The organism is Burkholderia sp. SIMBA_051, from assembly GCF_046534915.1.
Classification (GTDB): Bacteria; Pseudomonadota; Gammaproteobacteria; order Burkholderiales; family Burkholderiaceae; genus Burkholderia; species Burkholderia ambifaria.
Genome location: NZ_JAWRXS010000002.1, coordinates 525,514 through 552,054, shown reverse-complemented (window position 1 = coordinate 552,054; position 26,541 = coordinate 525,514). Strand labels below are relative to the sequence as shown.

22 protein-coding genes are annotated in these 26,541 nt (G+C 67.3%); 15 read left to right on the top strand and 7 right to left on the bottom strand.

Going from position 1 to position 26,541, the window contains the following annotated elements; all coding sequences use genetic code 11:
- Positions 1-41: 41 nt before the first annotated feature.
- The 8 genes from aspS to SB771_RS06470 all read left to right on the top strand — a co-directional run bounded on the left by aspS (position 42) and on the right by SB771_RS06470 (position 11,083).
- The gene (aspS, locus tag SB771_RS06505; protein WP_006477843.1) at positions 42-1,844 is read left to right on the top strand and encodes an aspartate--tRNA ligase; all 1,803 of its coding nucleotides are present in this window, start codon (positions 42-44) and stop codon (positions 1,842-1,844) included.
- Between the two features lie 157 nt (positions 1,845-2,001).
- Positions 2,002-2,496: a dihydroneopterin triphosphate diphosphatase gene (gene nudB, locus SB771_RS06500; protein ID WP_105832912.1), complete on the top strand. Its 495-nt coding sequence runs from the start codon at positions 2,002-2,004 to the stop codon at positions 2,494-2,496.
- Entirely contained in the window at positions 2,493-3,767 is a 1,275-nt protein-coding gene (gene clsB / locus SB771_RS06495; RefSeq protein WP_175660398.1) for a cardiolipin synthase ClsB, read from the top strand. Before nudB ends, clsB begins: the two co-directional genes overlap by 4 nt.
- Before the next feature lie 189 nt (positions 3,768-3,956).
- Positions 3,957-4,556, top strand: a complete 600-nt coding sequence (locus tag SB771_RS06490) for a TetR/AcrR family transcriptional regulator (protein ID WP_006751498.1) — start codon at positions 3,957-3,959, stop codon at positions 4,554-4,556.
- A 56-nt stretch (positions 4,557-4,612) separates the two neighbouring features.
- Complete coding sequence (locus tag SB771_RS06485) at positions 4,613-6,400, top strand: acyl-CoA dehydrogenase C-terminal domain-containing protein (protein ID WP_105832914.1); 1,788 nt, start codon at positions 4,613-4,615, stop codon at positions 6,398-6,400.
- Positions 6,401-6,513: 113 nt separating this feature from the next.
- Positions 6,514-8,949: a 3-hydroxyacyl-CoA dehydrogenase/enoyl-CoA hydratase family protein gene (locus tag SB771_RS06480; protein ID WP_175660397.1), complete on the top strand. Its 2,436-nt coding sequence runs from the start codon at positions 6,514-6,516 to the stop codon at positions 8,947-8,949.
- Positions 8,950-9,024: 75 nt separating this feature from the next.
- On the top strand, positions 9,025-10,224 hold the full coding sequence (locus SB771_RS06475; RefSeq protein WP_011657892.1) for an acetyl-CoA C-acyltransferase: 1,200 nt from the start codon (positions 9,025-9,027) through the stop codon (positions 10,222-10,224).
- Between the two features lie 91 nt (positions 10,225-10,315).
- Positions 10,316-11,083 carry an enoyl-CoA hydratase gene (locus tag SB771_RS06470; RefSeq protein ID WP_011657891.1) on the top strand — a complete coding sequence of 256 codons (768 nt, stop codon included), beginning with the start codon at positions 10,316-10,318 and terminating at the stop codon, positions 11,081-11,083.
- Between the two features lie 60 nt (positions 11,084-11,143).
- Here the strand turns inward: SB771_RS06470 and fdhD are convergent, their stop codons facing one another.
- A complete protein-coding gene (gene fdhD, locus SB771_RS06465; RefSeq protein WP_166488181.1) occupies positions 11,144-11,974 on the bottom strand; it encodes a formate dehydrogenase accessory sulfurtransferase FdhD in 831 nt (276 codons plus the stop codon).
- Positions 11,975-12,088: 114 nt separating this feature from the next.
- Between fdhD and SB771_RS06460 the strand changes: the two genes are divergently transcribed.
- Positions 12,089-12,571 (top strand): nitrate reductase associated protein, encoded by a 483-nt coding sequence (locus SB771_RS06460; protein WP_006751492.1) that lies wholly within the window; start codon positions 12,089-12,091, stop codon positions 12,569-12,571.
- Between the two features lie 49 nt (positions 12,572-12,620).
- Here the strand turns inward: SB771_RS06460 and SB771_RS06455 are convergent, their stop codons facing one another.
- On the bottom strand, positions 12,621-13,016 hold the full coding sequence (locus SB771_RS06455; RefSeq protein ID WP_012364680.1) for an acyl-CoA thioesterase: 396 nt from the start codon (positions 13,014-13,016) through the stop codon (positions 12,621-12,623).
- 175 nt (positions 13,017-13,191) lie between these two features.
- On the opposite strand from SB771_RS06455, the gene SB771_RS06450 reads away from it, so the two are divergent.
- The gene (locus SB771_RS06450) at positions 13,192-15,063 is read left to right on the top strand and encodes an ABCB family ABC transporter ATP-binding protein/permease (RefSeq protein WP_126228480.1); all 1,872 of its coding nucleotides are present in this window, start codon (positions 13,192-13,194) and stop codon (positions 15,061-15,063) included.
- 106 nt (positions 15,064-15,169) lie between these two features.
- On the opposite strand, the gene murU is transcribed toward SB771_RS06450, so the two are convergent.
- Positions 15,170-15,889 (bottom strand): N-acetylmuramate alpha-1-phosphate uridylyltransferase MurU, encoded by a 720-nt coding sequence (murU, locus tag SB771_RS06445; RefSeq protein WP_175660396.1) that lies wholly within the window; start codon positions 15,887-15,889, stop codon positions 15,170-15,172.
- A gap of 34 nt (positions 15,890-15,923) precedes the next feature.
- Positions 15,924-16,973 carry an aminoglycoside phosphotransferase family protein gene (locus SB771_RS06440; protein ID WP_175660395.1) on the bottom strand — a complete coding sequence of 350 codons (1,050 nt, stop codon included), beginning with the start codon at positions 16,971-16,973 and terminating at the stop codon, positions 15,924-15,926.
- A gap of 225 nt (positions 16,974-17,198) precedes the next feature.
- Here SB771_RS06440 and SB771_RS06435 point away from each other — a divergent pair, with 225 nt between their 5' ends.
- The 4 genes from SB771_RS06435 to rsmA are packed head-to-tail and all read left to right on the top strand — an operon-like array spanning position 17,199 to position 22,856.
- On the top strand, positions 17,199-19,559 hold the full coding sequence (locus SB771_RS06435; protein ID WP_175660394.1) for an LPS-assembly protein LptD: 2,361 nt from the start codon (positions 17,199-17,201) through the stop codon (positions 19,557-19,559).
- A gap of 51 nt (positions 19,560-19,610) precedes the next feature.
- Positions 19,611-20,969, top strand: a complete 1,359-nt coding sequence (locus SB771_RS06430) for a peptidylprolyl isomerase (protein ID WP_011657884.1) — start codon at positions 19,611-19,613, stop codon at positions 20,967-20,969.
- A gap of 11 nt (positions 20,970-20,980) precedes the next feature.
- On the top strand, positions 20,981-21,970 hold the full coding sequence (pdxA, locus tag SB771_RS06425) for a 4-hydroxythreonine-4-phosphate dehydrogenase PdxA (RefSeq protein ID WP_175660393.1): 990 nt from the start codon (positions 20,981-20,983) through the stop codon (positions 21,968-21,970).
- A gap of 55 nt (positions 21,971-22,025) precedes the next feature.
- Positions 22,026-22,856 (top strand): 16S rRNA (adenine(1518)-N(6)/adenine(1519)-N(6))-dimethyltransferase RsmA, encoded by an 831-nt coding sequence (gene rsmA, locus SB771_RS06420; RefSeq protein WP_175660392.1) that lies wholly within the window; start codon positions 22,026-22,028, stop codon positions 22,854-22,856.
- 136 nt (positions 22,857-22,992) lie between these two features.
- Here the strand turns inward: rsmA and SB771_RS06415 are convergent, their stop codons facing one another.
- A complete protein-coding gene (locus SB771_RS06415) occupies positions 22,993-23,928 on the bottom strand; it encodes a DMT family transporter (RefSeq protein WP_175660391.1) in 936 nt (311 codons plus the stop codon).
- Between the two features lie 364 nt (positions 23,929-24,292).
- On the opposite strand from SB771_RS06415, the gene gloA reads away from it, so the two are divergent.
- On the top strand, positions 24,293-24,682 hold the full coding sequence (gloA, locus tag SB771_RS06410; RefSeq protein WP_011657880.1) for a lactoylglutathione lyase: 390 nt from the start codon (positions 24,293-24,295) through the stop codon (positions 24,680-24,682).
- A 109-nt stretch (positions 24,683-24,791) separates the two neighbouring features.
- Here gloA and SB771_RS06405 read toward each other — a convergent pair whose 3' ends face one another.
- Together SB771_RS06405 and SB771_RS06400 are read right to left on the bottom strand one after the other, a co-directional pair.
- Complete coding sequence (locus SB771_RS06405; protein WP_006751481.1) at positions 24,792-25,703, bottom strand: M48 family metallopeptidase; 912 nt, start codon at positions 25,701-25,703, stop codon at positions 24,792-24,794.
- Between the two features lie 46 nt (positions 25,704-25,749).
- Positions 25,750-26,514, bottom strand: a complete 765-nt coding sequence (locus SB771_RS06400) for a lysophospholipid acyltransferase family protein (protein ID WP_175660390.1) — start codon at positions 26,512-26,514, stop codon at positions 25,750-25,752.
- Between the last annotated feature and the right edge of the window lie 27 nt (positions 26,515-26,541).

Below are 26,541 nucleotides of genomic sequence, written 5' to 3'. Positions count from 1 at the left end.
GTTGCGGCACCCGTTGATCAAACCGAACGAAAGCAAACATCATGTCGATGCGTACTGAATACTGCGGTCTCGTGACCGAACACCTGCTGGGCCAAACCGTGTCGCTGTGCGGCTGGGTGCAGCGCCGCCGCGATCACGGCGGTGTGATCTTCATCGACCTGCGCGATCGTGAAGGCCTCGTGCAGGTGGTGTGCGACCCGGATCGCGCGGAAATGTTCGCGACCGCCGAAGGCGTGCGCAACGAGTTCTGCGTGCAGATCAAGGGTCTCGTGCGCAACCGTCCGGAAGGCACGGTCAACGCCGGCCTGAAGAGCGGCAAGATCGAAGTGCTGTGTCACGAACTGAACGTGCTGAATGCGTCGGTCACGCCGCCGTTCCAGCTCGACGACGACAACCTGTCGGAAACGACGCGCCTCACGCACCGCGTGCTCGACCTGCGCCGTCCGCAGATGCAGCACAACCTGCGCCTGCGCTACCGCGTCGCGATCGAAGCGCGCAAGTACCTCGACGAGCAGGGCTTCATCGACATCGAAACGCCGATGCTGACGAAGAGCACGCCGGAAGGCGCGCGCGACTACCTCGTGCCGTCGCGCGTGAACGCGGGCCAGTTCTTCGCGCTGCCGCAGTCGCCGCAGCTGTTCAAGCAGCTGCTGATGGTCGCGAACTTCGACCGTTACTACCAGATCACCAAGTGCTTCCGCGACGAAGACCTGCGCGCCGACCGCCAGCCGGAATTCACGCAGATCGACTGCGAGACGTCGTTCCTCGGCGAGCAGGAAATCCGTGATCTCTTCGAAGACATGATCCGTCACATCTTCAAGACGACGATCGACGTCGAACTCGACGCGAAATTCCCGGTGATGCCGTACTCGGAAGCGATGGCGCGTTTCGGTTCGGACAAGCCGGACCTGCGCGTGCAGCTCGAATTCACCGAGCTGACCGACGCGATGAAGGACGTCGACTTCAAGGTGTTCAGCACGCCGGCCAACGCGAAGGACGGCCGTGTCGCGGCGCTGCGCGTGCCGAAGGGTGGCGAGCTGTCGCGTGGCGACATCGACGGCTACACGGAATTCGTGCGCATCTACGGCGCGAAGGGCCTCGCATGGATCAAGGTCAACGAGAAGGCGAAGGGCCGCGACGGCCTGCAGAGCCCGATCGTCAAGAACCTGCACGACGCATCGATCGCGGCGATCCTCGAGCGCACCGGTGCTGAAGACGGCGACATCATCTTCTTCGCGGCCGACCGCGCGAAGGTGGTCAACGACAGCCTCGGCGCGCTGCGCCTGAAGATCGGCCATTCGGAATTCGGCAAGGCGAACGGCCTCGTCCAGGCCGGCTGGAAGCCGCTGTGGGTCGTCGATTTCCCGATGTTCGAATACGACGACGAAGATGCGCGCTACGTCGCGGCGCACCACCCGTTCACGAGCCCGAAGGACGAGCACCTCGAATACCTCGAGACCGATCCGGGCCGCTGCCTCGCGAAGGCCTACGACATGGTGCTGAACGGCTGGGAAATCGGCGGCGGCTCGGTGCGTATCCACCGCGAGGAAGTGCAGAGCAAGGTGTTCCGCGCGCTGAAGATCGGCGCGGAAGAAGCGCAGCTGAAGTTCGGCTTCCTGCTGGACGCGCTGCAGTACGGCGCGCCGCCGCACGGCGGTATCGCGTTCGGTCTCGATCGCATCGTCACGATGATGGCCGGTGCCGACTCGATCCGCGACGTGATCGCGTTCCCGAAGACGCAGCGTGCGCAGGATCTGCTCACGCAGGCGCCGAGCCCGGTCGACGAGCGTCAGCTGCGCGAACTGCACATCCGTCTGCGTCAGCCGGAACAGCCGAAGGCGTAACGCCTGTCGCAGGTCGTGCGCACGGCGACGCGCGCGCGACACCCCAACGAAACAGGCGCCGCGATGCGCCTGTTTCGTTTTTTGCGGTACAGTCGCAGCACTTGCCGCACGTTCGGGCACAGGTCCGGCGCACGGCCCTGTGTCGCATGAAACAAAGATGACGAAGCCGCCGAAAATTCCCGAATCCGTTCTCGTCGTGATCTACACGCCCGAACTCGACGTGCTGGTGATCAAGCGTGCCGACCAGCCCGATTTCTGGCAATCGGTGACCGGATCGAAGGACGCGCTCGACGAGCCGCTCGCGCTCACCGCCGCACGCGAAGTCGCCGAGGAAACCGGCATCCTGGTCGGTACGCACGACGTGCCGGCCTCCGCGCTGATCGACTGGCACCACCAGATCGAATACACGATCTATCCGCAATACCTGCATCGCTATGGGCCGGGCGTCACGCGCAACGTCGAGCACTGGTTCGGCCTGTGCGTGCCGCGCCGCGTCGACGTGACGCTGTCGCCGCGCGAGCATGTCGACCATGCATGGCTGCCGTACCGCGAAGCGGCCGCGCGCTGCTACTCGCCGTCGAACGCCGAGGCGATCCTGCAACTGCCCGTGCGCGTGTCGCTCGCGCGGGCGCCGCACGGCTCGTCCGCATGAATTCGGAAACCCGCAAGCGCTTCGCGCAATTGCGGCAGATGTTCCTGCAGGAGCGCGGCTCCGCGTCGCGGCTCGCGTTCACCGCCGGCAACACGGTGCGGCTGTGCACGACCGGCGGCGAATTCTTCCAGGCGCTGATCGAGCGGATCGAGGCGGCGCGCGAGCAGGTGATGCTCGAAACCTACATCTTCTGCGACGATGCGGCCGGCCGCCCGGTGTCGGATGCGCTGATCCGCGCGGCGCAGCGCGGCGTGCGCGTGCGCGTGATCACCGACGGCGTCGGCACCGCGCGCCTGCCGCTGTTCGACACGTGGGCCGACGCCGGCGTCGAGCACTGCATCTACAACCGCTTCCTGTTCGGCCGCTTCGGCTTTTCGCGCACGCACCGCAAGCTCGCGGTGATCGATCATGCGGTCGCGTACTGCGGCGGCATCAACATCGTCGACGACTACACGCAGGGCACCGCGACGCTGCCATTTCCGCGCTGGGATTTCGCGGTCGAGATGGCCGGGCCGGCGGTGTCGGACGTGCGCGCCGCGTTCGAGCTGCAGTGGCACCGGATCCAGTTCGGCCACAAGCCGTATGCGCAGTACGCGGCCGGCCTGCACGGCGGCGAGGCGTTCCCGGACATGTTCCGGCGCTGGATGCGCAGCCACCGATGGATCAAGGCCGGTGCGCTGCGGGTCGTCACCGAGCCGAGCGTCGCGTTCGTCGCGCGCGACAACGTCGTGAACCGCCGCGCGATCGAGAAGGCGTATCTCGCCGCGATCGGGCGGGCGCGACAGCGGATCCTGCTCGCGAACCCGTATTTCATGCCGGGCCGCAAGCTGCGCCGTGCGCTGACGGGCGCCGCGCGGCGCGGCGTCGACGTGCGGATCCTGATCGGCCGCAACGAGTTCACCGCGCTCGATACGGCCGTGCCGTTCCTGTATCACGCACTGCTGCGCGCGGGCGTGCGCGTGTCGGAATACGACAAGACGATCCTGCACGGCAAGGTCGCGGTGATCGACGACAACTGGGCGACGGTCGGTTCGTCGAATCTGGACGCGCTGAGCCTGATGCTCAACAATGAGGCCAATGTCGTGCTGGTGCGCTACGATGCGCTCACCAACGAGCTGCGCGACGCGATCACGATCGCATTCGCCGAAGGCCGCGAGATCGACGCCGCCCGCTACGCCGCGCGGCCACGCATCGAGCGTATGCTGAGCTGGCTCGCGTACAACACGTACCGCGTCGTGATGAAGGCGTTGACGGTCGGCGGTTACGACTAAGCATCCGCTTCAAAAAATCTGTCCGCACGTTCGTGCGGAAAAGCCGCTCCGGCCCCGCCGGAATCGCGCAAAATAGCGGCTCGGTTAGACACCGGTTTCTAATAATTTCCTTGTTTCGCGAGCGGCCGCACTCAATAATAGTACGGCCGTTCGATTTTATTCGAACCCCCGAACGGTTAAGAAAAAGCTATGCGAAAAGGCGAACAGACGCGTGCCGCGATACTCGAAGCTGCTTTGGACCTCGCCAGCCGTGACGGGCTGGAGGGGCTGACGATCGGCCTGCTGGCCGAGCGCATGCAGATGAGCAAGAGCGGTGTGTTCGCGCACTTCGGATCGCGCGAAGACCTCCAGGTCGAGGTCGTCCGCGAATATCACCATCGTTTCGAAAACGAGGTGTTCTTTCCGAGCCTGCGCGAGCCGCGAGGCTTGCCGCGCCTTCGGGCGATGCTGGCGCGCTGGACGGAGAAGCGCATCCAGGAGGTGACGACCGGATGCATCTACATCAGCGGAGCCGTCGAGTACGACGACCGGCCTGACAGCCCCGTACGCGAGCAGTTGATCGCGAGCGTGACGGCCTGGCGTGCCGCGATGCTGCGTGCCATTTCGCAGGCGAAGGAAGAAGGCCATTTGCGTGCGGATACCGATCCGGACCTGATGCTCTTCGAGTTGTACAGCTTCACGCTCGGCCTGCATCACGACGCACGCTTCCTGCATTCGCCGGATGCCGTGCGCCTCACGTGGGCCGCGCTGGAAAAGACGATCGTTTCGTATCAGAGCGAGAGCCGTTAGCGGCGCGTGACCCGCCCGCCAGGAGCTCGAGCCGTTTGCCCACTTTGGAGAGAGTCATGGGACAGTACGCCGCGCCGCTGCGCGACATGCAATTCGTGTTGCACGAGCTTCTGAACGTCGAAGCCGAGGTCAAGCAAATGCCGCGGCATGCGGACCTCGACGCCGACACGATCAACCAGGTTCTCGAGGAAGCGGGCAAGTTCTGCTCCGAGGTACTGTTCCCGCTGAACCAGGTCGGCGACCGCGAAGGCTGTACGTATGAAGGCGACGGCGTCGTGAAGACCCCGACCGGCTTCAAGGAAGCGTATCGGCAGTACGTCGAGGCCGGCTGGCCGGCGCTCGGCTGCGATCCGGACTACGGCGGCCAGGGCCTGCCCGCGTTCGTGAACAACGCGCTCTACGAAATGCTGAATTCGGCGAACCAGGCATGGACGATGTATCCGGGCCTGTCGCACGGCGCCTATGAATGCCTGCACGCGCACGGCGCGCCGGAACTGCAGCAGCAATATCTGCCGAAGCTCGTGTCGGGCGAATGGACGGGCACGATGTGCCTGACCGAGCCGCACTGCGGCACCGACCTCGGCATCCTGCGCACCAAGGCCGAGCCGAACGGCGACGGCTCGTACTCGATCAGCGGCACGAAGATCTTCATCTCGAGCGGCGAGCACGACATGTCGAAGAACATCGTCCACCTCGTGCTCGCGCGCCTGCCGGACGCGCCGCAAGGCACGAAGGGGATTTCGCTGTTCATCGTGCCGAAGTTCGTGCCGGACGCCGCGGGCGAACCGGGCGAGCGCAACGGCATCAAGTGCGGCTCGATCGAGCACAAGATGGGCATCCACGGCAACTCGACGTGCGTGATGAACCTCGACAACGCGAAGGGCTGGATGGTCGGCGAGCCGAACAAGGGCCTCAACGCGATGTTCGTGATGATGAACGCCGCGCGTCTCGGCGTCGGCATGCAGGGCCTGGGCCTGACGGAAGTCGCGTACCAGAACTCGCTGGCGTACGCGAAGGAACGCCTGCAGATGCGCTCGCTGACGGGCCCGAAGGCACCGGACAAGCCGGCCGACCCGATCATCGTGCACCCGGACGTGCGCCGCATGCTGCTCACGCAGAAGGCCTACGCGGAAGGCGCGCGCGCGTTCACGTACTGGTCCGCGCTGCAGATCGACAAGGAGCTGTCGCACGGTGACGAAGCGGTGCGCAAGGAAGCGGCCGACCTCGTCGCGCTGCTCACGCCGATCATCAAGGCGTTCCTGACCGACAACGCGTTCGAGTCGACCAACCACGCGATGCAGATCTACGGCGGCCACGGCTTCATCTCCGAGTGGGGCATGGAGCAGTACGTGCGCGACGCGCGGATCAACATGATCTACGAAGGCACGAACTCGATCCAGTCGCTCGACCTGCTGGGCCGCAAGGTGCTCGGCGACATGGGCGCGAAGCTGAAGAAGTTCGGCAAGCTCGTGACCGAATTCGCGGAAGCCGAAGGCGTGAAGCCGGAGATGGCCGAGTTCATCAACCCGCTCGCCGACATCGGCGACAAGGTGCAGAAGCTGACGATGGAAATCGGCATGAAGGCGATGCAGAACCCGGACGAAGTCGGCGCCGCCGCCGTGCCGTACCTGCGCACCGTCGGCCATCTGGTGTTCGCGTACTTCTGGGCGCGCATGGCGCGCATCGCTCTCGACAACGAAGCGTCGGGCGATCCGTTTTACAAGTCGAAGCTCGCGACGGCACGCTTCTACTTCGCGCGCCTGCTGCCCGAGACGGCAGCGACGATCCGCGCCGCGCGCGCCGGCTCGAAGACGCTGATGGAAGTCGACGAATCGCTGTTCTGATGCGAGTCGGGGCGGTGCGCGCCGCGCGCCGCCCCGACGCAACGGTTCCTGGTACTCACTTCGCCGTGCAGCCCTCACAACCCGCGCTGCACGACACTATCCGGAGACATCCCGTGAGCAATTTCCTGATTCGCAAGGTCGCCGTGCTGGGCGCCGGCGTGATGGGCGCGCAGATCGCCGCGCATCTCGTCAACGCGCGCGTGCCGGTGCTGCTGTTCGACCTGCCGGCCAAGGAAGGCCCGAAGAACGCGATCGCGCTGAAGGCGATCGAGAACCTGAAGAAGCTGTCGCCCGCGCCGTTCGGCGTGAAGGACGACGCGAAATACCTCGAAGCCGCGAACTACGAGGACGACATCGCCAAGCTCGCCGAATGCGACGTCGTGATCGAAGCGATCGCCGAGCGGATGGACTGGAAGCACGACCTGTACAAGAAGGTCGCGCCGCACATCGCGCCGAACGCGATCTTCGCGACCAACACGTCGGGCCTGTCGATCACGAAGCTGTCCGAAGGTTTCTCGGACGAACTGAAGTCGCGCTTCTGCGGCGTGCACTTCTTCAACCCGCCGCGCTACATGCACCTGGTCGAGCTGATCCCGACCGCGCATACGCGTGCCGACATCCTCGACCAGCTCGAAACGTTCCTGACGAGCATCGTCGGCAAGGGCGTCGTGCGCGCGAAGGACACGCCGAACTTCATCGCGAACCGCGTCGGCATCTTCTCGATCCTCGCGGTGATCACCGAGGCCGCGAAGTTCGGCCTGCGCTTCGACGAAGTCGACGATCTGACGGGCAGCCGCCTCGGCCGCGCGAAGTCGGCGACGTTCCGCACCGCGGACGTGGTCGGCCTCGACACGATGGCGCACGTGATCAAGACGATGCAGGACAACCTCGCCGACGATCCGTTCTTCCCGGTCTACCAGACGCCTGCCGTGCTCGCCGAGCTGGTGAAGCAGGGCGCGCTCGGCCAGAAGACGGGCGGCGGTTTCTACAAGAAGGAAGGCAAGGCGATCAAGGTGCTCGACGCGAAGACGGGCACCTACGTGGATGCGGGCGCGAAGGCGGACGAAACCGTCGGCCGCATCCTGAAGCGCCCGCCGGCGGAGCGCCTGAAGCTGCTGCGCGAGACGGATCATCCGCACGCGCAGTTCCTGTGGTCGATCTTCCGCGACGTGTTCCACTACATCGGCGTGCATCTCGAGTCGATCGCCGACAACGCGCGCGACGTCGACCTCGCGATCCGCTGGGGCTTCGGCTGGAACGAAGGCCCGTTCGAAGGCTGGCAGGCCGCCGGCTGGAAGCAGGTCGCCGAGTGGGTGCAGGAAGACATCGCGGCCGGCAAGGCGCTCGCGAACGTGCCGCTGCCGTCGTGGGTGCTCGAAGGCCCGGTCGCCGAGCAGGGCGGCGTGCACACGGCCGAAGGCTCGTGGGCACCGGCGTCGAAGCGCTTCGTGCCGCGTTCCGACCTCGCCGTGTACGGCCGGCAGGTGTTCCGCGCGCCGCTGATCGGCGAAACCGGCGCGGACCCGAAGACGTACGGCAAGACGCTGTTCGAAACCGACACGGTGCGTGCGTGGGTCGACGATCGCGCGGGCGAGGACGACGTCGTGATCGTGTCGTTCAAGTCGAAGATGAACACGATCGGGCCGAGCGTGATCGACGGCCTCGTGCAGGCGATCGAACTCGCGGAGAAGGATTACAAGGGCGTGGTGATCTGGCAGCCGACGTCGCTGAAGCTCGGCACGCCGGGCGGCCCGTTCTCGGCCGGCGCGAACCTCGAGGAGGCGATGCCCGCGTTCATGATGGGCGGCGCGAAGGGCATCGAGCCGTTCGTGAAGAAGTTCCAGGAAGGCATGCTGCGCGTGAAGTATGCGAACGTGCCGGTCGTCGCGGCCGTGTCGGGCATCGCGCTCGGCGGCGGTTGCGAGCTGATGCTGCACAGCGCGAAGCGCGTCGTGCACGTCGAGAGCTACATCGGTCTCGTCGAAGTGGGCGTCGGCCTCGTGCCGGCGGGCGGCGGCCTGAAGGAAGCGGCGCTGCGCGCGGCGGAGGCGGCCACGGCCGCGAACGCGACCACCGAGATCCTGAAGTTCGTCACGAAGTCGTTCGAGAACGCGGCGATGGCGAAGGTGTCGTCGTCGGCGCACGATGCGCGCGCGATGGGCTACCTGAAGCCGTCCGACACGATCGTCTTCAACGTGTTCGAACTGCTCGACACCGCGAAGAAGGAAGCGCGCGCGCTGGCCGACGTCGGCTATCGCGCCCCGCTGCGCGCGAAGGACGTGCCGGTGGCGGGCCGCTCGGCGATCGCGACGATCAAGGCATCGCTCGTCAACATGCGTGACGGCCGCTTCATCAGCGATCACGACTACCTGATCGCGAGCCGCATCGCCGAAGCCGTGTGCGGCGGCGACGTCGAAGCCGGCAGCCTCGTCGACGAGCAGTGGCTGCTCGCGCTCGAGCGCCGCGCGTTCGTCGAGCTGCTCGGCACGCAGAAGACACAGGAACGGATCATGGGCATGTTGCAGACCGGCAAGCCGGTGCGTAACTGAGTGAGCGAATGCATAGCATGGGACCAGAGTAAGCGCTGAAGCGCCAACTCCGGTCGACAGGCCAAGGAGTTTCAAATGAGCAAACAATTGCAAGACGCATACATCGTCGCCGCCAGCCGCACCCCGATCGGCAAGGCCCCGCGCGGAGTCTTCAAGAACACGCGCCCCGACGAGCTGCTGGTTCACGCGATCCGCTCGGCGGTCGCGCAGGTGCCCGGCTTCGACACGAAGCTGATCGAGGACGCGATCATCGGCTGCGCGATTCCGGAAGCCGAGCAAGGCCTGAACGTCGCGCGCATGGGCGCGCTGCTCGCGGGCCTGCCGCAGACGGTCGGCGGCGTGACGGTCAACCGCTTCTGCGCGTCGGGCATCACGGCGCTGGCGATGGCGGCCGACCGCATCCGCGTCGGCGAATCCGATGCGATGCTCGCGGGCGGCTGCGAATCGATGAGCATGGTGCCGATGATGGGCAACAAGCCGTCGATGTCGCCGCACATCTTCGATCGCAGCGAAGACTTCGGCATCGCGTACGGGATGGGCCTGACCGCCGAGCGCGTCGCCGAGCAGTGGAAGGTGAGCCGCGAAGACCAGGACGCGTTCTCGGTCGAATCGCACCGCAAGGCGCTCGCCGCGCAGCAGGCCGGCGAGTTCGGCGACGAAATCGCCGCGTACACGCTCACCGAGCGTTTCCCGAACCTCGCGACGGGCGAAGTCGACGTGAAGACGCGCGAGATCGCGCTCGACGAAGGTCCGCGCGCGGATACGTCGCTCGAAGGCCTCGCGAAGCTGCGCACGGTGTTCGCGAACAAGGGCTCGGTCACGGCCGGCAACAGCTCGCAGACGTCGGACGGCGCGGGTGCGCTGCTCGTCGTGTCGGAGAAGGTGCTCAAGCAATTCAACCTGACGCCGCTCGCGCGCTTCGTGAGCTTCGCGGTGCGCGGCGTGCCGCCGGAAATCATGGGCATCGGTCCGAAGGAAGCGATTCCGGCCGCGCTGAAGGCCGCGGGCCTGAAGCAGGACGATCTCGACTGGATCGAGCTGAACGAGGCATTTGCCGCGCAGTCGCTGGCGGTGATCCGCGATCTCGGCCTCGATCCGTCGAAGGTCAACCCGGTCGGCGGCGCGATCGCGCTCGGCCACCCGCTCGGCGCGACCGGCGCGATCCGCGCGGCGACCGTCGTGCACGGCCTGCGCCGCCGCAACCTGAAGTACGGGATGGTCACGATGTGCGTCGGCACCGGCATGGGTGCGGCGGGCATCATCGAACGCCTGTAAGCGGGACGCGACGACAAGCGACGACGGTGCGCGGGCCACGAGCTCGCGCACCGTTTTTTCATTCCGGTAGAGGAAGTCAAAGGAGACGGTTGTGGCCGAAATTCAAGTGGAACGCGCCGACGGCGTGATGACGATCACGATCGCACGCCCGGCGAAGAAGAACGCGCTGACGGCGGCGATGTACCAGACGATGGCCGATGCGCTCGCCGACGCGCAGGAAGACAAGGCGATCCGCGTGATCCTGCTGCGCGGCAGCGACGGCAACTTCAGCGCGGGGAACGATCTCGAGGATTTCCTGAAGGCGCCGCCGAAGGACGAGAACGCGCCGGTGTTTCAGTTTCTCGCGCGGATCAGCCAGGCAAGCAAGCCGATCGTCGCCGCGGTGCCGGGCGTCGCGGTCGGCGTCGGCGTGACGATGCTGCTGCACTGCGACCTCGTCTACGCGGCCGACGTCGCGACGTTCTCGCTGCCGTTCGCGCAGCTCGGGCTGTGCCCGGAAGCCGCGTCGAGCGCGCTGCTGCCGCGTCTGGCCGGCCATCAGGTCGCGGCCGAGAAGCTGCTGCTCGGCGAAGCGTTCGATGCGCTGGAAGCGTACCGGATCGGTATCGTCAATCGCGTGCTGCCGGCCGCCGAGCTCGACGCATTCGCGGCGAAGCAGGCCGCGAAGCTCGCGGCGTTGCCGGCGTCGTCGCTGCGCGTGACGAAGGCGCTGCTGAAGGATACGGGCGGGGTTGCGGTAGCCGCGCGGATCGCCGAGGAAGCCGGCCACTTCTCCACGATGCTGCGCGCGCCGGAAGCGCGCGAGGCGATGACGGCGTTCTTCGAGAAGCGCAAGCCGGATTTCCGTCAGTTCGACTGACGCGGCGAGCCGCGCCGGCACGGACCCGCCGGCGCGCCCCGCACGGCAGGATGGCCGGCGTCAGGCCGTGCCGTAATCGACGTGGCCGGTTTCGCGGCAGAAGCTGACGAGCCGCAGGCCGGCTGCCTTTGCGATCTCGATCGCGAGCGACGACGGCGCGGAGATCGTCGCGACCATCGGAATGCCGACCCGCGCCGACTTGCGCACGAGCTCGTAGCTGGCCCGGCTCGACAGGAACACGAAGCCGTCGGTCGCGTCGGCGCGTGCCAGCACGAGCGAGCCGATCAGCTTGTCGAGCGCGTTGTGGCGGCCGACATCCTCGAACGCCATCCGGATCGTGCCCGTTGCATCGCACCATGCGGCCGCGTGCAGGCCGCCGGTGAGCCGCGTGAGGGCCTGATGGGCCGGCAGCGCGTGGGCCGCGCGCGCGAGCGCGTCGGGCGCGAGGCGCGCGAGAAAGCCGGTGTCGGGCACCCGTTCGGGTGCGAGATCGAGCAGGTCGATGCTTTCGATCCCGCACACGCCGCAGCCGGTGCGCCCGGCGAGCGCGCGGCGCCGGTCCTTCAGCGCGGCGAACGCCTGCTGGACGACCTCCAGATGCACCTCCGCGTGCGGCAGCGGCGCGTCGGCGTGCAGGATCACGTCGATGTCCTTGATGTCGCTGCCGCGTTCGACGATCCCTTCCGAGATCGCGAAGCCGACCGCGAACGCCTCGAGGTCGCGCGGCGTGCACATCATCACCGCGTGCGAAATGCCGTTGAAGACCAGCGCGACCGGCCATTCCTGGCCGACGTAGTCGTGGGCCGTCTCGACCGCGCCGCCGCGCGTGCGGCGCACGGACAGCTCGATCGCGCCGCGCGGTTCTTCTGTTTCAGTCGGATTCACGAGCACTCCCGTTGATTCGACGCAGCGGCGGCGACGATCATGTCCGCCGCTTGCGCGCAGAGGTTCTAAAATACCCCAGGCAGGCCGGCCGCGCCGGCATCCGCCACTCGGGTAATGACCATGGGACTCAGCGACGCTCCGCTGCTATTCAATTTCGAACACGATTCGTCGGAAAACCTGACGTACATTCCAATGATCGTGCGTTTCAATCTCGACCGCTTCGGTCTGCGGATTTCGCTCGAGCAGTGGCAACTGCTGCCGCTCGAGGACCGCAAGCTGCTCGCGCGCTTTCCGGCCGACGACGACACCCTGATCGAGCCCAATTTCGATCACGCGCTGTTTGAAATGCTGCGCACGCATGCCGATCTCGAACCGTCGTGGTTCCAGCCGGACGAGCAGCCGAGCTGGCGCGCGACCGACACGGTGCCGGACGCGCTCGTGCAGCAGAGCGCGCTGGCCGGGCTGCCGGCGCCCGCGCTCGCGCAGTGGCAGCGGCTCGCGCCGTTCCAGCGCTACGTGCTGATGAAGCTGTCGCGCAAGCCGACGCTCAATCACGACTTCGTGCCGGCGATGCGCGAGTTCGGGCTGACGGCCACGCACTGACGGGCCCCGGGGAGCGCCGCATGCGGCGCCGCGGCGCGGCGCGTGCGGATCAGAGCGGCGGCAGTTGACGCGGCTTGCGGTCGGGGCCGGTTGCCACATAGGTGAGCGTCGCTTCGGTCACCTTCACGATTTCGCCCATCAGGCGCATGCGCTGCGCGTACACCTCGACGTCGACCGTCACCGACGTGTTGCCGGTGCGGATGATGGTCGCGTAGAAGCTCAGCAGGTCGCCGACGAACACCGGCTGCTTGAACACGAACGAATTGACCGCGACCGTCGCGACGCGGCCGTTCGCCCGCTGGCTCGCGGGGATCGAGCCGGCGATGTCGACCTGCGACATGATCCAGCCGCCGAACACGTCGCCATGGACGTTCGCGTCGTGCGGTTGCGGGACGACGCGCAGCGCGGGCTGCTTTGCCGGAAGTTCGAGGGTCGAATCGGTCATGGCGGGGGCTTTCATCCTGTAATGAATTTGCCGCCGCGCGCAGCCTGGCCGGCGAGGGCGCCGGCAGCGGCGCGAGGCGGCTTCTGCGACAATACAACGTTCGCAAATTGTACGAGAAAGCGGGCGAGTCGGCCGCTGCAGCACGCGTCCGGCAGCACCGCCGATCCTTCCCCCCATGCGCCGATATTCCGCTTCCGGCGAGCCCGCGCCGGCTCCGACCGGGCCACGCAACGACTGGCAGACCATCCGGTCACTGCTGCCGTACCTGGCCACCTACAAATGGCGCGTCGCGCTCGCGCTCGGCTGCCTGATCGGCGCGAAGGTCGCGAACCTCGGCGTGCCGGTCGTGATGAAGCGCATCGTCGATCACCTGTCCGCCGTGCAGCAGCTCACCGCGCTCGGCCGCGCCGAGCAGTCGGCCGGCATCGTGCTCGCGGGCGGCGTCGGCCTGCTGGTCGTCGCATATGCGTTCGTGCGGCTGTCGACGTCGCTCTTCACCGAGCTGCGCGAAATCCTGTTCTCGAAAGTCACCGAGAGCGCGGTGCGCCAGCTCGCGCTGCAGGTGTTCCGGCATCTGCACGGGCTGTCGCTGCGCTTCCATCTCGAACGCCAGACGGGCGGCATGTCGCGCGACATCGAGCGCGGCACGCGCGGCATCCAGCAGCTGATTTCCTATTCGCTGTACAGCATCCTGCCGACGCTCGTCGAGGTCGGGCTCGTGCTCGGCTTCTTCGTGGTCAAGTACGAGGCGTACTACGCGTACGTGACGTTCGCGGCGCTCGTCACGTACATCGTGTTCACCGTGAAGGTCACCAACTGGCGCACGCACTTTCGCCGCACGATGAACGAGCTCGATTCGCGCGCGAATTCGCGGGCGATCGATTCGCTGATCAACTACGAGACGGTGAAGTACTTCGGCAACGAGGAGTGGGAGGCGCAGCGCTACGACGAGAACCTGAAGCGCTACCGCAAGGCCGCGATCCGCTCGCAGAACTCGCTGTCGGTGCTGAACTTCGGCCAGCAGGCGATCATCGGCACCGGGCTCGTGTTCATCCTGTGGCGCGCGACGCAGGGCGTGCTGGCAGGCAAGCTGACGCTCGGCGATCTCGTGCTGATCAACACGTTCATGCTGCAGCTGTACATTCCGCTGAATTTTCTCGGCGTCGTGTATCGCGAGCTGAAGCAGAGCCTCACCGACATGGACCGGATGTTCGGGCTGCTGGCGGCCGCGAAGGAAGTCCCGGACGCGCCGGACGCGCGGCCGCTCGCGGTGGCCGGCGCGCAGGTGCGCTTCGAGCACGTGAACTTCTCGTACGAAGCGTCGCGGCAGATCCTGCACGACGTGACGTTTACGATCGACGCAGGCACGACGACCGCGGTGGTCGGTCACAGCGGCTCCGGCAAGTCGACGCTGTCGCGCCTGCTGTTCCGCTTCTACGATCTCGACCGACAGGCGGGCGGCGCGATCCGGATCGACGGCCAGGACATCCGCGACGTCACGCAGGACTCGCTGCGCGCATCGATCGGGATCGTGCCGCAGGACACCGTGCTGTTCAACGACTCGATCTACTACAACATCGCGTACGGCCGGCCGACCGCGAGCCGCGACGAAGTGATCGCGGCCGCGCGCGCCGCGCACATCCACGACTTCATCGAGAGCTTGCCGAAGGGCTATGACACGCCGGTCGGCGAGCGCGGGCTGAAGCTGTCAGGCGGCGAGAAGCAGCGCGTCGCGATCGCGCGCACGCTGCTGAAGGATCCGCCGGTGCTGCTGTTCGACGAGGCGACGTCGGCGCTCGATTCACGCTCGGAGCGCGCGATCCAGCACGAGCTCGACCACATCGCGCGGCACCGCACGACGCTCGTGATCGCGCACCGGCTGTCGACGGTCGTGCATGCGCAGCAGATTCTCGTGATGGACCACGGGCGGATCGTCGAGCGCGGCACGCACGACGAGCTCGTGCGCGCGGACGGCCTCTATGCGCAGATGTGGGCGCTGCAGCAACAGCGCGCGGCGGCGGGCGGAGAGGCGGCCGAGGCCGCATGAGCGTGGCGGCCCGCGCGCGGCGCGGGCGGATGGTTTGCCGGCCGTCCGGGATCGGGCGGCGTTGCGCGGTCACCGCCGGGTCGCCCGGCGGTCGGCCGCGAAACGATCAGCCCGCGGCGCGCAGCCGCGCGTCGAGCTCGCCGAGCTGCGCGGGCGTGCCGACGTTCTCCCAGATACCTTCATACAATTCGCCGGTCGCGCGGCCGGCCTCGATGGTCGCCCTGAAGTAGGGCGACAGCGCGCGGTGCGTGCCCGGCACGATGTCGCGGAACATCCGCGTGTCGTACACACCGATGCTGCCGAACGTGACGCGCGGGCCGCCGGCGAGCGCGAGCCGGCCGTCGTCGCGGAGCACGAAATCGCCGTCCGGATGGAACGGCGGGTTCGGCACCATCACGAGATGCATCGCGGGCGCATCCAGCGTGGCCATTCGAGCGGCACGGGCGGCGAGCGTCCCGTAGTCGAATGTGCAGTACACGTCGCCCGCGACGCCCGCGAACACGGTGGGCCGGCCGTCGCGCTCGAGCAGCGGCAGCGCCTGCGCGATGCCGCCGGCGGTTTCCAGCGCGTCGCCTTCGGCCGAATACGCGAGGCGCACGCCCCAGCGCGAGCCGTCGCCGAGCGTCGCCTCGAACTGTTCGCCGAGCCACGCATGGTTGATCACGATCGTCTCGATGCCCGCGCGGGCGAGTGCTTCGATCTGCCAGACGATCAGCGGCTTGCCGCCGGCTTCGAGCAGCGGTTTCGGGCGGGCGTCGGTCAGCGGACGCATCCGCTCGCCGCGCCCGGCGGCGAAGATCATCGCCGTGGTGAGGGTAGTGCTCATGTTGTTCGTCTGAATATGAGAGCGGTCAGAACGGTCAGAATGTATAGCCGACGTCGGCCGCGCCCTTGCCCTCGAGCTCGTCGAGCAGCTTCGCGAACGGCACGAGCGGGCGGTAGCGCAGCGCGACCTTGCGCGCATAGGCGACAAAGCGCGGCAGGTCGTTCAGGTAGTGCGGCTTGCCGTCGCGGTAGTTGATGCGCGCGAACAGGCCGAGGATCTTGATGTGGCGCTGCAGCCCCATCCATTCGAGCTGGCGGTAGAACTCGCCGAAGTCCGGATCGACCGGCAGACCGGCCTTCTTCGCCCGCTCCCAGTAGTACGCGAAGCAGTCGAGCTCGAACTCCTCGTCCCAGCTGATGAACGCGTCGCGCACCAGCGACACGACGTCGTACGTGAGCGGCCCGTACACGGCGTCCTGGAAGTCGAGCACGCCCGGGTTCGGCTCGCAGACCATCAGGTTGCGCGGCATGAAATCGCGCAGCATGAAGCCCTGCGGCTGCGCATGGGCGCTCGCGACCAGCAGCGCGAAGGTGCGATCGAGCGTGCCGCGCATCGCGTCGGTGACGGGCCTGCCGAGGTGCCGGCCGACGAACCATTCGGGCAGCAGCTCCATCTCGCGGCGCAGGAACGCCTCGTCGAACGGCGGCAGGACGTCCGGCCGCGACGTCAGCTGGAAGCGGATCAGCGCGTCGAGCGCGTCGCGCATCAGCGGGCGTGCCGCGACCGGGTCGGCCGGATCGAGCACCGAGATGTACGACGTGCGGCCGAGGTCGGTCACGAGCATGAAGCCTGCGTCGAAATCGTGGGCCAGCACGTCCGGCACGTGGTCGCCGGCCGCGGCGAGCAGCTGCGCGACCTGGACGAATTCACGGCACTTCTCGGGCGGCGGCGCGTCGACCGCGATCAGCGAGCCGCCGGGGCGCGTGGCCGACGCGACACGGAAATAGCGGCGGAAACTGGCGTCCGACGACGCGGGTGCGAGGGTCGACAGGTCGAGGGCGAAGCGCTCGGCGAGCGGGCGCAGCCACGCGGTCAGTGCTTCGAGGCGGGCGTCGGGCTGGGATGCGGCGGATGGGGGCGTCATGAAACTCGGCGGAGGGGAGAACGTCTTGCCATATAATACCCCACGACTTTTTTGACGCGCCCCGCGTCAGCTTGCGCCGTGCAGGCCCGCCGCCTGTCGCGCCGTCCGCCCGATCGCCTCCCCGGTTTGCGCTCAGCCGCAGTCGCGGTGCGACGGCGTGGGCCGCCGCGCGCGAACGAATGTGCCGCCGGTGCGGTTGACAAGGGGCGATTCGCCAAACGATAGATGCCGCCCAAACCGCTATTCCCGAATGTTTTCCCCGGTGACGGGGCGCCGCGCAAACGGCGGCTCGCGCTCGCGCTCCTGGCCGTGCCGGGCCTCGTGCCGGCCGTGTCGTACGCGCAGCTGTCGGGCGCGGCCGCGCAGCCGCAGCCGCTCGACTCGCCGTGGGATCTGCGTCTCGCCCCGCAGCTCGAGGATCATCCGCTGAAGGACGGCGCGAAGCCGGCCGCCTTCGTGATTGCCGACCATACGAGCGGCACGGCCGAACAGGACCTTGCCGCGAAGGGCTCGGCCGAGCTGCGCCGCGGCGACGCCGTCGTGAAGGCCGACGCGCTCCACTACGATCAGGATACCGACATGGCCGATGCATACGGCCAGGTCCGGGTGATCAACGGCGGCACGTCGTTCGCGGGCCCCGAAGCGCATCTGAAGGTCGAGGCGAACCAGGGCTTCATGACGGCGCCGAAGTACCACTTCAACGTGACGGGCGGGTCCGGCAGCGCGGAGCGCGTCGACCTGCTCGACAGCGAGCGCTCGGTGTTCGTCAACGGCACCTACACCGCGTGCCAGTGCGCGACGGATCCCGCGTGGTACATCAAGGGCAGCCGCTTCGACTTCGATACGGGCGCCGACGAAGGCACCGCGCGCAACGGCGTGCTGTTCTTCCAGGGCGTGCCGATCTTCGCGAGCCCGTGGTTGACGTTCCCGTTGTCGGGCGAACGGCGCAGCGGCCTGCTGCCGCCGACGTTCTCGTTGACCTCGAACAACGGGTTCGAGCTGACGCTGCCGTACTACTTCAACATCGCGCCGAACCGCGACCTGACGATCACGCCGCGCATCATCTCGCGGCGCGGCGTGCAGACCGAAGCGTCGTTCCGCTACCTGTCGCCAACGTATTCGGGCACGCTGACGGCCAATTACCTGCCGGATGACCGGCTCGCGCACCGCAACCGCTACGCGATCTACTGGCAGCACCAGCAGAACTTCGGCGGCGGCTTCGGCGGCTACGTCTACTTCAACAAGGTCTCGGACAACACGTATCCGGAAGACCTCGGGTCGACGAACGAGTTCATCAACGGCACGCAGACGCTGTACCAGCAGGAAGCCGGCCTCACGTACAACAACGGCCCGTGGTCGGTGCTCGCGCGCTACCAGCACTGGCAGACGCTGCCGCCGTCGATCGCGCCGTACAGTCGCGAGCCGCAGTTGAACGTGAAGTACACGAAGTACAACGTCGGCGGCTTCGACTTCGGCGCGGAAACCGACTATTCGCGGTTCCGCATCACGACCGCCGATGCGACCGAAGGCGACCGGATCGTCTTCAACCCGTACATCGCGTACGGCGTGTACGGCCCCGGCTACTTCGTCGTGCCGAAGGTCCAGTACCACTTCGCGTCGTACGACCTGAACTACCTGTCGTCGAGCACGCCGAACAGCCCGAAGCGCTTCACCGAGTCGATCCCGACCGTGAGCTTCGACACGGGCCTGATCTTCGACCGCTCGGTGCGCCTGTTCGGCCAGGACTTCATCCAGACCCTCGAGCCGCGCCTGTACTACGTGTACACGCCGTATCGCGACCAGTCGAACGCGCCGCTGTTCGACACCGCGGAATCCGACTTCGGCCTCGCGGAGATCTACCAGCCGAACACGTTCGTCGGCAACGACCGGATCGCGGACGCGAACCGGATCACGGCCGGCCTGACGTCGCGCTTCATCGATCCGCGCACCGGCGACGAACGCGCGCGCTTCGTGATCGCGCAGCAGTACTACTTCGCCAATCAGCGCGTCACGCTGAACTCGGTGCAGGCGCCCGTGCAGGCGCGCCACTCGGACCTGATCGTCGGTGCCGCGCTCAAGCTCGGCTCCGGCTTCATGTCGGAAACGGCGTTCCAGTACAACCAGAACAACAACCAGCTCGTGAAGTCGAGCATCGGTTTCGGCTTCAGCCCGGGCGAGCGCCGCGTGATCAACGTCGGCTACCGCTACACGCGCGCGAACACCACGCTCGACAACCAGCCGATCAACCAGTTCCTGGTGTCCGCGCAGTGGCCGCTCACGCGCCGCCTGTACGCGGTCGGCCGCTTCAACTACGACCTGGCCGCCAACCGGGTCGTCGACGGTCTGCTCGGCTTACAATACGACGCGGATTGCTGGGCGCTCGGCGTCGGTGCCCAGCGCTTCGCGAACGGCGTGAACTCGTCGGGGCAGCAGAACTCGTCGACGCGATTCATGATGCAGCTGACGTTGAAGGGGCTGTCGAGCATCGACAACGGTCTGGTGGCCGCATTCCGCGCCGGGGTGCCGGGCTATACGGCGCTGCCGTCCGCGCCGCCGCCGATGTCCCGCTTCAGTAACTACGAGTAACGCCGGCTTGTCTGCACCGGTCAGCACGATTTCAATGGAGTATCAGTGGCAATGAAGAAAACCCTTCGTTTCGCGGCAGTCGTGTCCAGCCTCGCCGCGTCCGCCGCGCTGCTCGCCGCCGCGCCGGCCGCGGCGCAGGCGCTTGGTTCGCGAGGCGCGCAGCTCGCCGACGAAGTCGTCGCGGTCGTCAACAACGACGTGATCACGGGCCGCGAACTCGACCAGCGCGTCGGCCTGATCGCGCGCCGGCTGCAGCAGCAGAACGCACCGGTGCCGCCGGCCGACCAGTTGCGTGCGCAGGTGCTGAACCAGATGGTCCTCGAACGCATCCAGGTGCAGAAGGCCAAGGACGACGGGATCCGCATCGACGATGCGACCGTGCAGTCCACGCTGCAGCGCCTCGCGCAGGCGAACGGGATGACGCTCGAACAGTATCGCGCGCGTCTCGAGGCGCAAGGCGTGCCCTGGAGCGTGTTCACGAGCGACGCCCGCACCGAGCTGATGCTGTCGAAGCTGCGCGAGCGCGAGGTCGACGGCAAGATCACCGTGTCGGACGCCGAGGTCGTGAACTACATCGCGAGCCAGCGCGGGCCGAGCGCGGCGCAGCAGCAGGACCTGCGCTTCCAGCATATCTTCATCAAGGCGCCGACCAACGCGCCGCAGGCCGAGATCGAAGTCGCGCAGAAGAAGGCCGAAGCGCTGCTCCAGCAGGCCACGTCGGGCGCCGATTTCGAGAAGCTCGCGAAGAACAATTCGGAAGCGAACGACGCGAAGAAGGGCGGCGACCTCGGCTTCAAGGCGCCGGGCGCGCTGCCGGCGGAGGTTGTCGACGCCGCATCGAAGCTGCGTCCGGGCCAGGTCAACCCGACGCTGATCCGCGTGCCGGACGGCTTCGAGATCGTCCGTCTCGTCGACCGCCGCCAGAGCCAGGGCACGAGCGCCGCCGCACCGAAGATCGTCCAGACGCACGTGCGCCACATCCTGTTGCGCGTCGGCGAGGGCAAGTCGGAAGGCCAGGCCCGTCAGCAGCTGCAGGACATTCGCCGGCAGGTCGAGGCCGGTGGCGATTTCGCGAAGTTCGCGCGCACCTACTCGCAGGACGGTTCGGCGTCGCAGGGCGGCGATCTCGGCTGGATCAGCCCGGGCGAGACCGTGCCGGAATTCGAGCGCGCGATGAACAACCTGCAGGACGGCCAGATCAGCCAGCCGGTGCGTACCGAGTACGGTTACCACCTGATCCAGGTGATCGATCGCCGCGAGTCGGAAGGCTCGGTGCAGCAGCAGATGGATATCGCGCGTCAGGCGATCGGCCAGCGCAAGGCCGAGCAGGCGTATGCCGACTGGCTGCGCGAGCTGCGCGATTCGTCCTACGTGCAGTACAAGATCGGCGGCGTCGGCCCGGCGAACTGAGCGAGCTTCACATGACGGCATCCGCGCTGCAGATCGCGATCACGACCGGCGAACCCGCGGGTGTCGGCCCGGAGCTGACCGTGCAGGCGCTGCAGGATGCCGCGCGGCGCTGGCCCGGCGCGCATTTCACCGTGCTGGGCGACGCCGCGCTGCTCGACGCGCGCGCGGCGGCCGTCGGGGCCGACCGGGCGGTGCTCGCCGGCGGCGGCCCCGTGTCGGTCGAGCATCATCCGCTCGCCGCACCCGCGCAGGCGGGCAAGCTCGACGCGGCCAACGGCCGCTACGTGCTCGCACTGCTCGATGCCGCGATCGACGGCGCGCTGGCCGGCCGGTTCGACGCGATCGTCACCGCACCGCTGCAGAAGAGCACGATCAACGATGCTGGCGTGCCGTTTACCGGCCATACCGAATACCTGGCGGAGCGCACCCACACGCCGCGCGTCGTGATGATGCTGGCGGGCACGGGCGAGCGGCCGCTGCGCGTCGCGCTCGCGACCACGCATCTGCCGCTGAAGGACGTGTCGGCCGCGCTGACGATCGACGGCCTCGTCGAGGCGCTCGCGATCATCGATCGCGACCTGCGGCGCGACTTCGGTCTCGCGGCGCCCCGCATCCTCGTGACGGGGCTGAACCCGCACGCGGGCGAGAACGGCTATCTCGGGCGCGAGGAGATCGACGTGATCTCCCCGGCGCTCGCACGCGCGCAAGCGCAGGGCATCGACGCGCGCGGCCCGTATCCGGCCGACACGCTGTTCCAGCCGCGCCATCTCGAGGGCGCCGATTGCGTGCTCGCGATGTTCCACGATCAGGGCTTGCCCGTGCTGAAGTATGCGACGTTCGGCGAGGGCATCAACGTCACGCTCGGGCTGCCGATCATCCGCACGTCGGTCGATCACGGCACCGCACTGGATCTGGCCGGCACGGGCCGCGCGGATCCGGGCAGCATGGTTGCCGCGCTCGACACGGCCGTCGCGATGGCGCGCCATCGCCGCGCGTCGTGACGCACCCAGGCGCAGGCCTGACCTAACTCGTCGTATTTTTCGTTTTTCTCAGTCGATGTCGAACAGCAGACAGCACCAAGGCCACTTCGCGCGCAAGCGCTTCGGGCAGAACTTCCTCGTCGATCACGGCGTGATCGACTCGATCGTCACGACGATCGGCCCCGCGCGCGGCCAGCGAATGGTCGAGATCGGCCCCGGGCTCGGCGCGCTGACCGAGCCGCTGATCGAGCGACTCGCGACGCCCGAGTCGCCGCTGCATGCGGTCGAACTCGACCGCGACCTGATCGGCCGCCTGCAGCAGCGCTTCGGCCCGCTGCTGGAGCTGCACGCGGGCGACGCGCTCGCGTTCGACTTCCGTTCGCTCGCGGCGCCCGGCGACAAGCCGTCGCTGCGGATCGTCGGCAACCTGCCGTACAACATTTCCAGCCCGCTGCTGTTTCACCTGATGACGTTCGCCGATGCGGTCATCGACCAGCATTTCATGCTGCAGAACGAAGTCGTCGAACGGATGGTCGCGGAGCCGGGCACGAAGGCGTTCTCGCGGCTGTCGGTGATGCTGCAGTATCGCTACGTGATGGAGAAGATGCTCGACGTGCCGCCGGAATCGTTCCAGCCGCCGCCGAAGGTCGATTCGGCGATCGTCCGGATGATTCCGTACGAACCGCACGAGCTGCCGGACGTCGATCCGGTGCTGCTCGGCGAAGTCGTCACGGCCGCGTTCTCGCAGCGTCGCAAGATGCTGCGCAATACGCTCGGCGACTATCGCGAGACGATCGACTTCGGCGGGCTCGGCTTCGATCTCGCGCGACGCGCGGAGGATGTGAGCGTGGCCGAATATGTCGGTGTCGCGCAGGCGCTGGCGGCAGTGCGCAAGGCCGCGGAGTAACGGCAAGCCGCGGGCCGGGAAACGCGCGCCGGCTCGAGATTCATGAGGCTGTCCTGACGGGCAGCCTTTTTATTTTTCCGATCAGTTTTCGTTGATTTCGTCGCTTTCGTCGACGAAGGACCACGGCCGCGCGCCGTTACGCGCGCCGGCGCGGCGGCGCGTTGACGAGCGCGATCCCGGTCAGCACCAGCGCGGCCGCCGACATGAAGCGCCAGCCGACCGATTCACCGAGCAGCAGCACGCCGAACGCGACGCCGAACAGCGGCGACAGGAACGTGAACACGGACAGCCGCGACGCGCTGTAGCGCGTCATCAGCCAGAACCACGACAGATAGCTGACGAACGCGACGATCACCGACTGGTAGGCGAGGCTCGCGAGCGCGACCGGCGTGACCTGCGCGAACGACATCTGGCCGAGCAGCGCGGCGAGCGCGACCAGCACGACGGCCGACACCGCGAGCTGGTAGAACAGCGTCTTGCTCGCGCTGGCCCGCGCGAGCGACGTTGAGCGCACGACGACCGTCGTCGCGGCCCACATCGCGCCGCCGAGAATCCCGAGCGCGTCGCCGGCGAGCCCCGCCAGGACCGACGCGCCGGGTGCACGCGGCTCGAGGAAGCCGTCCGCGAACGCGAGCGCGATGCCGGCGAACGCGAGGCCGACGCCGGCCCACTGAACGCGTTGCAGCCGCTCGCCCGGCGTGAACAGGTGCAGGCCGAGCGCGGTGAAGCACGGTGCCGTGTACAGGAAGATCGCCATGTGCGATGCGCTCGTCAGCGTCAGCCCGAAGAACACGCAGATGAACTCGCCGGCGAACAGCGCACCGGCAGCGATGCCCGCGCCGAGCGTGCCGTCCGCGCGGAACAGCGGCGTGCCGCGCGAGTGCGCCCAGCCCCACAGCAGCAGCGCGGCGATCACCGAGCGCAGCCCGGCCTGGAACATCGGCGGGATCGCCGCGTTCGTGCTCTTGATCGCGACCTGCTGGAAGCCCCAGATCGCGCACAGCAGCAGCATCACGCCGATGGCGCGCGTGTCGAGCGCGCGGCGCACGGGCGAGCCGGCAAGCGCGGTCATCGGCGGACCTCGCCGATGCGGCGGGGAGGGGGCACGGACATCGGCAGGGGCAGCGGCGGGCGGACGGCGTGTCCGGCACGCCCGAATCGGCGGTTTTGCACGGCAGGGGTGGGGCTGAATGGGGTGGTGGTCGCGTTCCGGCGGCGGCGCGCATGCCCGCTTTTGGTGCGAAGTGGAGGGATGTTACCCGATCGGCCGGGTTGGCGGGAATCGTCGAACGGGGTGGTTTCCACTGGCGCACGGTCGCGGGGCCCACTGCGCGGACGCGCGATATCAGCGGGCGGCAGACGAGGCGCCGTCGGCGAGATTCACGTGACTCCGGTAGAATTTCCGGCTCTGGAAAGTCCCCCACAGGAGTACAACAATGCGTTTGCTGCATACGATGCTGCGAGTCGGCGATCTCGACCGCTCGATCAAGTTCTACACCGAATTGCTCGGCATGAAGCTGCTGCGTCGCGAGGATTATCCGGAAGGCAAGTTCACGCTCGCGTTCGTCGGCTATGAAGCGGAAAGCACGGGCACCGTGATCGAGCTGACCCATAACTGGGATACGCCGTCCTACGATCTCGGCAACGGCTTCGGCCACCTGGCGGTGGAAGTCGACGACGCGTACGCGGCCTGCGACAAGATCAAGGCGCAAGGCGGCAAGGTGACCCGCGAAGCGGGCCCGATGAAGCACGGCACGACCGTGATCGCGTTCGTCGAGGATCCGGACGGCTACAAGATCGAGTTCATCCAGAAGAAGGCGCACTGAGCACGGGATGAGCGGCTCGCGGCGCACGATGTGCGTCGCGGGCAACGAAAACGGGCGATGCGGAGGAATCCGCATCGCCCGTTTGCATTTGTGGGTGCGACCGATCGCGTTACAGCGCCGGCAGCAGTTCGGGCGGGTGATGCTTGAGCGTATGCCGTGCTTCGCGGAATTCCGGGAAGATCGATTCGACGGTCTGCCAGAAGGCCGGGCTGTGGTTCATTTCGCGCAGGTGCGACAGCTCGTGCGCGACGACGTAGTCGACGATCGACATCGGGAAATGGATCAGCCGCCAGTTCAGCCGGATCTTGCCGTCGCTCGAGCAGCTGCCCCAGCGCGTCGCGGCCGACGATAGCGCGTACATCGAATACGTGACGCCGAGCTTTTCCGCGTAGACCACCAGCCGTTCGCCGAAGATCCGCTTCGCTTCGCCCTGCAGCCAGCCCTGCACGCGATCCTTGATCTGCTGCATGTCCGCCTGCACGGGCAGCGGCAGCGACAGCCGCAGCGCGTCGGCGTCGAATGCGACGGCGCCCGCGCCGAGCGCGATCGTGATCGTCTTGCCGAGATACGGGAGTTGCGCGCCGTCGCGCCAGTCGATTTGCGGCAGCGCGCGCTGCTCGGTGCGGGTCTTCCACTCCGCGAGCTTCGCGAAGATCCAGCGCTGCTTCTCGGCGATCGCCGCTTCGATGTCGGCGAGCGTGACCCAGCGCGGCGCGGTGATCGACAGGCCGCTGCCGTCGATCGTGAAGCCGATCGTGCGGCGCGCGGAGCGCTTGAGCCGGTATTCGAGCACGCGGCTGTCGAGTGCGAACGTACGGACGCGGGAGCGATCGCGCGCGGGGCCCGGATCGAGCGGTGCGGTGGGCACCGCGGGCGCCGCGGCCGCTTCAGGTGACGTGGGCGGGGCGGCGGGCGCCGACGGTGCCGGCGAGGCTGCGGCCGGCCCGTCGAAGAGTGGCAGGTCCATCTGGCGATGATCGAGGGCCACGACGGCAGGCCGTGGCCGCGGACGCTTTTTCATCAGTTCGCTTCGTTTCGTCGTTCGCAACGGCTGCAATCCGGGTGATTCAGACGCGCGCGGCATCGCGCGTGCCGGCATTGCCCGGCTGGCGATACGCATCGGGATCGATGCGGCGCATTTCCGCTTCGATCCAGGCTTCGACCTGCGAGTTCAATACGTCGGGCGTCTTGCCGTCGACGGGAATCGGCTTGCCGATCGACACGGTGACGACGCCCGGGAATTTCGTGAACGAATTGCGCGGCCATACACGACCTGCATTGTGCGCGATCGGCACGACCGGCGTATTGGTTTCGATCGCGAAGCGCGCGCCGCCCGTCTTGTACTTGCCCTGCTTGCCGACCGGCGTGCGCGTGCCTTCCGGGAACATGATCATCCACGCGCCTTCCGACAGGCGCTTCTTGCCCTGGCGGATCACCGACGTGAACGCGTTCTTGCCTGCCTTGCGGTCGATGTTGACCATGTGCAGCAGCCCGAGCGCCCAGCCGAAGAACGGCACGTAGAGCAGTTCGCGCTTGAACACGTAGCACAGCGGCTTCGGCATCAGCGCCGGAAACGCGAGCGTCTCCCACGCCGACTGGTGCTTCGACAGCAGCACGGCCGGGCCGTCGGGCAGGTTTTCCATCCCTTCGATCCGGTAGTGGATGCCGTTCAGCCAGCGCACGACCCATAGCGTCGACTTGCACCAGCCGGCCGCCATCCAGTAGCGCGCGTCGGGGCGCATGAACGGGAACGCGATGAAGCACGCGGTGGCGTACGGCACCGTGTACAGGATGAAGTAGATCAGCAGCAGCAGGGAGCGGACGAAGCGCATCGGCGTGGGTCTGAGGGTAAGGAGGAT